This is a genomic window from Sphingobacterium sp. UBA7253, assembly GCF_002472745.1.
Classification (GTDB): Bacteria; Bacteroidota; Bacteroidia; order Sphingobacteriales; family Sphingobacteriaceae; genus Sphingobacterium; species Sphingobacterium siyangense.
The window spans coordinates 20,569-27,432 of record NZ_DKSP01000104.1 but is presented as its reverse complement, the minus strand read 5'-3'; the positions used below and the strand labels follow the sequence as shown (position 1 = coordinate 27,432).

Annotated in this window: 6 protein-coding genes and 1 pseudogene; 3 read left to right on the top strand and 4 right to left on the bottom strand. The window is 41.9% G+C overall.

Annotation, left to right across the window (positions count from 1 at the left end):
* Positions 1–362 precede the first annotated feature (362 nt).
* From B2X72_RS10090 to B2X72_RS10080, 3 genes are read left to right on the top strand one after another with little or no spacing between them, the layout of a single operon-like run.
* The gene (locus B2X72_RS10090; RefSeq protein ID WP_145328594.1) at positions 363–854 is read left to right on the top strand and encodes a hypothetical protein; all 492 of its coding nucleotides are present in this window, start codon (positions 363–365) and stop codon (positions 852–854) included.
* A 2-nt stretch (positions 855–856) separates the two neighbouring features.
* Positions 857–1,813 carry a hypothetical protein gene (locus tag B2X72_RS10085; RefSeq protein WP_286849468.1) on the top strand — a complete coding sequence of 319 codons (957 nt, stop codon included), beginning with the start codon at positions 857–859 and terminating at the stop codon, positions 1,811–1,813.
* Positions 1,814–1,828: 15 nt separating this feature from the next.
* Complete coding sequence (locus B2X72_RS10080; protein WP_145328598.1) at positions 1,829–2,506, top strand: YiiX family permuted papain-like enzyme; 678 nt, start codon at positions 1,829–1,831, stop codon at positions 2,504–2,506.
* Between the two features lie 13 nt (positions 2,507–2,519).
* Here B2X72_RS10080 and B2X72_RS10075 read toward each other — a convergent pair whose 3' ends face one another.
* The 4 genes and pseudogenes from B2X72_RS10075 to B2X72_RS10060 form a co-directional block, all read right to left on the bottom strand.
* Entirely contained in the window at positions 2,520–3,491 is a 972-nt protein-coding gene (locus B2X72_RS10075) for a Gfo/Idh/MocA family oxidoreductase (protein ID WP_286849467.1), read from the bottom strand.
* The gene (locus B2X72_RS10070) at positions 3,484–4,695 is read right to left on the bottom strand and encodes a M20 metallopeptidase family protein (protein ID WP_145328602.1); all 1,212 of its coding nucleotides are present in this window, start codon (positions 4,693–4,695) and stop codon (positions 3,484–3,486) included. The genes B2X72_RS10075 and B2X72_RS10070 overlap by 8 nt, the downstream gene beginning before the upstream one ends.
* Before the next feature lie 40 nt (positions 4,696–4,735).
* The gene (locus tag B2X72_RS10065; protein ID WP_286849466.1) at positions 4,736–6,301 is read right to left on the bottom strand and encodes an SLC5 family protein; all 1,566 of its coding nucleotides are present in this window, start codon (positions 6,299–6,301) and stop codon (positions 4,736–4,738) included.
* Positions 6,282–6,864 (bottom strand): annotated as a pseudogene (locus B2X72_RS10060) (hypothetical protein); the annotation flags it as partial. The pseudogene B2X72_RS10060 and the gene B2X72_RS10065, both read right to left, overlap by 20 nt.

Genomic DNA, 6,864 nt, shown 5'->3' with positions numbered 1-6,864 from the left:
CACTGAACAAGCACTGAACGATCACTGAACAAGCACTGAACAAACAATGTTAAAAGGTCGAATTTGATATCGCTCTGATCCCTGTTTGCTACTACGGTTTCCCGCTCTTCGTTCGATTAACGGGTAGAAAGAAAACACGTCCTACAAGACAAAAAAATGTGATGGAAATATTGACTGCACAAGCCTATAGGAGCTGTTCAGGTGATAAAAAACCACTGAGAGACAGTTCCAATAAAAATTAGCTGATTATAGGGATTGAAATTTTGCGATAAAACATGATCTTTGTCTATACCAAAGTCACAAAATTCTTTGTCAGCCCACAAATGTGCTAGCAAAGAATTTGAATTACTTAAGCATAAAGCATGGAATTAGCCAATCTTATCAAACAGGATATTGAGTCAATTTTACAGATTGAATCTCAAGACATCAAACAATTGGTCGAGGACTATCGCGAAGACTTAATGGATGCGGATACCTATGACGCCATTGATGCGTACAATATGCTCTATTCGAATATTTATGAAATGTCCGAGGAAGAATACCTCGATGCTTTTCGTACGCTGGGAGAAGCCTATCCAAACTTCGGCAAGGCCGATGAAAATGACATCCAAAAATCAATCGCTGAATTAGAACGATTAAAACATGCTTTTAATGAACTACAACTCAATACAACAGAAGGTAAACAGCTTCTAGCATTACAATTAGCGGTTTTGGAACTGGACATTCAGGTCTACCAAAAACAAACTTTATCGCCGACTACACTTGAGATACAAGCTGAGATCAATTTATTGGAAACCGAATCGTTTGGATTAACCAATCAGATCAATCTGTTTTTAGAACAATACCACGATTAGTTATGCAATCATTTTATCCGACGAATCGCCTGTGGTTAAAAACAGGTCTTTGCATGCTTTGCTTACTGACCGGTCTCGCAACATCGTTGTTTGCAGATCAAAACAAGATCGTTTTTCAGTCACAGCAGCAGCCAGGAAACAGATTACCCTTTTACATTACGGACCAAGGGACGCTTTGTTATAATTTGCCGGTGGACACCATGGGCGTATATGCCATACAGATCGATCTCAACAGGCTTCTCCCGACCGCAACGGCAGAGCATCTTCGTTCAAAATATTATGAACTATCAGACAGCACAATAACAATAATCAACTATGCCGAACCGGCTACCGCCATCAACTATAGGGTTACTGATAACAACTTTGTCATATCCAAATCCTCCAATTGGCTCGCGGACTACCAACCTGAATTTCAATTCATCGCTTTGGACAGCCTCAAACACATGGAGAACTTATTCGACACGAACGATTTGGGCGGCCTAATGCAGTTGGAGGCAACCAAGCTCCCTTTTGAAAATATACTTTTATTTTTTAGTCAGCTGCATGGATTTTCCACAGTAGAGGAATTTAGCAGCAATGCCATTCATCGGATTTTAGAAAAGGATCAGTATGCTATTGCCAAACAATTTCATCACTTATTTCTGACGAGAAACAGACAAGTCGATGATTTCGAAGTACTGAAGGCGGCAATAGAAAAAAACGATATGGATTTTATCCGTAAAACCTCTTTAAATAGTCTAAACCGTCTGGGTATAGATGAAGTTAAAGCGGATTATAGCTTCACACAATGTACATTACTTGGAAAAGCGATCTTAATGAAAAACAACATTGCCATAGATTATCTTTTGCAGAAAGGTGCCACCACGGAGAAAGTATATCAATATGAATCCGACGTATTATCTGCTTTTCAACTCGCCGAAAAGACCAAGTCAAAGAAAATCATTAAACTATTTCAGTAAATCATACATAAAACAATGAAAAAGACACTTATTTACCTCATATCTCTTGTTAGTTATCTTCTGATCATCGCAGTGCTGACATTACCAGTTCATGCGCAAAAAAAGCCAATGGTTCCCAAGCAATCGAAGGCTAATTCAAAACTACCCCAGTTCAACGATGGCGATATGATCTTTCAGTCTTCTATTTCACCGCAATGCAAGGCGATCCAATTAGCAACGCGTTCTCCGTATTCCCATTGTGGAATTATTTTTTATGAGAACGGTAAACCTTATGTACTGGAAGCCGTACAGCCCGTAACTGTAACTAAGTTAGAACACTGGATTGCGCGTGGCGAAAAGCAGCATTACGCGGTTAAACGCCTCAAAAATGCAGACCAGGTACTGACCAATTCGACACTGGCCAAAATGAAAGCAATCGGCAAAGATTTTATCAGCAAAAATTACGACGCGACATTCGAATGGTCAGACGATAAGATCTATTGCTCGGAATTGATCTGGAAAATATACCAGCGTGGAGCGAACATCGAAGTTGGGAAGCTTGAGAAACTAAAAGATTTTGATTTAAGCAGCCCCGAAGTGAAAACTAAGCTGAAAGAACGTTATGGTAACAATGTTCCGCTGAATGAAACGGTCATATCACCCGCCTCAATTTTTAATAGTCCATTGTTGATTACGGTGACGAGTAATTATTAAGCAGGCTTGCCCCCTATTTTTGAAGCTGAACAATATTTCCGCCATTTAATTTACTTTCTTCGGCTGCATCTATAAATGCGCATATTGCCAGAGTTTCCTTTTCGTCAACCGGACTTACACCCGTTTCGAAAAACGGAAGGATCTTATCCAACAATGGGCCGTATCCCATAAATTGTCCCAAATGGACAATCTGATCTTTCAAAAAAACCGTTCCACCAAAATCATCCTTTCCCTCGCGAATACCCCGAAGTGAGGCAACTCTTCCATCCGCCCACTCCCCAACATAAAACGAGGTACCTTGTTCCTGAATAGTCTTTACCGAGCGGCATCCCGGTCCCATCAATGCAAATAACATTTCGACCCCATGGATGCCATACCAATACAGATCCTTATGCGAAGGTTCCGTTACTGCCGGACAATAGACATCTGCGCCTATTACCTTAGTCCTATCCAACTCCTGAAGTCCGGTAATAAAACGCAAGGAGCTTGATGAAAAAACAGGGCAATCGTAGTTTTTTGCTGATTGAAAAATTTGGAAAGCGTCTTTATAGGAATTCGCTATTGGTTTATCAATAAATAAAGGTTTTTTAGCTTTGATTACTTGAAGTGCCTGCTCCAGATGAAGATTTCCATCATTAGTCTCCAAAAACACATAGTCCACTTTTTTCAATAGCTCGGCAATACTTGATACAATCGAAACACCGAGCTGTTGCACTTCCGCTGTAATTTTCGGAATACGCTCAATACTTAAGGGAATTGTTTTGCTTCCGTAGGGATAAGCCGCAACAACCCTGTATTTTCCGTAGGGATGATTGCTAGCAGCCGTATTAATCGCTCTTGTAAAAGCAACAGCGTGTGTAATGTCTAGCCCAATGATCCCTATCTTTTTTACGTTATCATGCTCTGAGAACACCTTATTATTCGCATTAACGGCATAGGATAATCCAAATGCAAAGGAGGCCATCAAGAATTTTTTTCTATTCATTTGATTCATTCAAAAGGGAAATAGCTGCATTGACTAAAACAGCGATTGATGTTTCGAAAGCCTTTTCATCCAGATTGAACTGTGGATTATGAAGACCATATTGTGTGGCAGAATCGTCATTATTTGTGCCTATCAACATAAACAAGGCGGGATAACGATAAGAATAATAAGCAAAATCCTCGGCCGCCATCCAGATTTCGAGATCTTGTGGCACACTATTCCCCATCGTCTCCGCGATAATAGTTTTGACTTTTTGCGTTAACGCGGGATCATTATAAAGCGCGGGATAACCATGCCGGACTTCAACTTCTACCTTTGCACCAAGCGATACGGGAAGCGTCGCCGCTATTTCAGCAACCATTTCCAGCGCCTCCTTGCGCCATACCTCATCCATTGTACGAAATGTTCCGGCTAATTTGACTTCCTCGGGAATAACATTGGCAGCGCCATCTCCAATAAAACGACCAAAGGTCAATACAGATGGTACATCAGGGTTGGCTTTCCGACTGACAACTTGCTGTAAGGTGGTGAGTAACTGCGCGCCGATCATAATGGGATCAACAGCCCGATGTGGCTCCGCAGCATGGCCACCGCGTCCCTTAATGGTAAAATAGAACTCGTCGCTCGAGGCCATAAATCGCCCGGAACGTAAACCGACTTTTCCTACAGAAACACGGGGACTTACATGTAAACCCAGCACAGCTTTAATCGTTCCACCGAAAGATTCCAGAATCCCGGATTCCAAAACCTGAATCGCTCCGCCAGGAATCTTTTCCTCAGCAGGCTGAAATAGCAAAACAATTTTACCGGAAAACTCCGTTTTATAATCATTTAATATAGATGCGGCCCCCAATAGATTAGCCGTATGAAAATCATGACCACAAGCATGCATGACACCACTATTCTTCGATTTATATCCCACATCATTTTGCTCGTCTATCGGTAAAGCATCAATATCTGCCCGTAATACCACAATATCATCACTTGCCGATTTTTGACCGGTCAGCACAGCCACAACACCTGTTTGAGCGACAATCTCAAATGGTATCCCCAAATCCCCGAGTTGTTGCTGAATATAGGCACTTGTCTCGTATTCTTGGAAAGACAATTCAGGATGCTGATGAATATGTCGACGTATTGCAACGATTTTCGGAAAAATGTTCTCTATCTTGGTATTTAATTCTTTCAGTATTGGCTCGATCATCTGGATAAGTTTTAAAAGTTTAACACTTCAACAAGTTAAGCTAAAAATAACGTACATAAAAATAGAGCACCAACACCGTTATAATTATCCACCATAAGGTCGGATTTCGAAATCCACGGTAAGCGGCTTTATCTTGATCCGGCACCTGAAAAGAATCGCCCGTCAACACAAGATTTTTTAACCTTGCTTCTGAGACCGCAGGTGTCAACAAACTGACCACGGCGCAAGCAATCATACAAGTCCAGAATACAATACCTGTTCTATTAAAAAATGGCATTTCAGGTAAGGCATATTCCAAAAGTAAAGAAAGGGGAATTGTCAGTAAACCTGCTGTCAAAGCACCCTGCGATGTGGTTCTTTTCCAAAAAACCCCCATTAAAAACATCGTTGCAATGCCTGGTGTAAAAAGACCGTATAGATTCATCAAATAAAGGAAAACTGGTTTATCCGAATAACTGATCAGTACAACCGCACTCATGATTCCGAGCACGATAATAGCGACTCCGGCGCGCTTACCAAAACGGACTGCTTCGTAGTCACTTGCATTTTTATTAATATACAGGCTATAGATATCGACGGTCAGAATCGTTGTACAGGAATTGATCGCTCCTGAAATATGGGACATGATAGCCGAAATTAACCCTGCCATCACCAAACCAACCAGACCTTTGGGCAATAAGGTTTCCACGAGTGTCGCAAACAGCAAATCAGGCTGATCGAGATGCGGCAGGAATTTTGGAGCCACCAACGCCGGAATAGTAATAATCAAGGGAACCAAAAATTTAAGATAGTCACCAAAGATGACACCCATGCGCCCATGCCATTCATTTTTTGCCGCCAATACGCGCTGCACAATAAATTGGTTCGTAGCACAATAAAACACGCTGATACACAACAGTCCGCCTAAATACATGGTCCAGGGAAAGTCAGGATCAGATGCGGGATAAAACATTTTCCAATCCTTGGAGGATTCTACCACAGACTGAAAACCTCCTGCCGCATCAATGGTGGCAAAAGTTAATACTATTCCGCCCAGCACCAAAATGACAAGCTGTACCATCTCCGTCCATATCACCGCTTTTAGACCGCCTAAAACGGTATATAAACCGGTCAAAATTGCCATTCCAAAAATACTGTATAAAATAGGAATGCCGAATAAAGCGTGCAACGACAGACCGCCCAAATAAAGAACGGCCCCAATCTCCACAAAAACATAGGTAAACAGGATCAAAATAGCGTACAACACGCGGGTAGCGTTGCCATATCTTTTTTCGAGGTATTCAGGAATCGTATAGAAACCATTGCGGATATAAAAAGGGAGAAATATCCATAATAATGCATTAAAACCGATTAGAATCGCTCCCCATTCCAGGGTAATCGCGACAAAACCGCGACTATAAGCAGCCCCCATAGCGCCAACGAGATGATGGCTACTGATATTTGCGGCGATGATACTTCCGCCAATCATCCACCAGGGCAGCTTATCACCCGCAAGAAAATAATCCCGCTTAGAGGCGGAGTTTTTTTTCGAAGCGTATAAGCCCAATACCACTATACCAATAATATATACGGCAAAAATAACGACATCAATCCAATCGAGTTTCATCGGTCAATAATGTTTGAATTCCTAATTTAGTTTGTTCAATAAGTATTTCAAGACCGCCGCTGGCATAGGGGCTCTGCCACACGGCATAAATATCCTTATCATAAAGCTCCTTCGGTGCGAGATACCCCACATAGCCATTCGCGATATTGATAAAAACGATCGCATGATCTGGAAATTGGGCTCTCACTTCAATTTGATAACAGGAATAGGCTTCGTTGGCCTGCGCCACCAACACGGCATCTCCCATTTTCCAGATCCACACCGGAATAATAGCTTCTTGTTGATCTCCAATGGATTTACGGGTATTATATTTCCGCCAAAGGCGATCTTTCATAACACGATCCGCACAGCGTTCGTATTCACTCAAAATTGCTTCGGGACTAGGCAGCTTTTTGTAAGGCACTTTGACGGATAATACCCTTTGCTTAAAATCGATTGAAGCGGTCTGTTCCCGAAATCCCCAACAGGCCAGTGGAGCCCCCGAAATCAAGGATTCCTTAAAAACCCAGTTTTTATGACTATGCTGTTCCTGGGCCAGCGTCGCGAGAACAGCATAACCCAAC

Excerpts from the sequence above, each read along its gene's own strand:
- B2X72_RS10085 (WP_286849468.1), top strand. The coding sequence starts at position 857 with ATGCAATCATTTTATCCGACGAATCGCCTGTGGTTAAAAACAGGTCTT.
- B2X72_RS10065 (WP_286849466.1), bottom strand. The coding sequence starts at position 6,301 with ATGAAACTCGATTGGATTGATGTCGTTATTTTTGCCGTATATATTATT.
- B2X72_RS10070 (WP_145328602.1), bottom strand. The coding sequence starts at position 4,695 with ATGATCGAGCCAATACTGAAAGAATTAAATACCAAGATAGAGAACATT.
- B2X72_RS10080 (WP_145328598.1), top strand. The coding sequence starts at position 1,829 with ATGAAAAAGACACTTATTTACCTCATATCTCTTGTTAGTTATCTTCTG.
- B2X72_RS10090 (WP_145328594.1), top strand. The coding sequence starts at position 363 with ATGGAATTAGCCAATCTTATCAAACAGGATATTGAGTCAATTTTACAG.
- B2X72_RS10075 (WP_286849467.1), bottom strand. The coding sequence starts at position 3,491 with ATGAATAGAAAAAAATTCTTGATGGCCTCCTTTGCATTTGGATTATCC.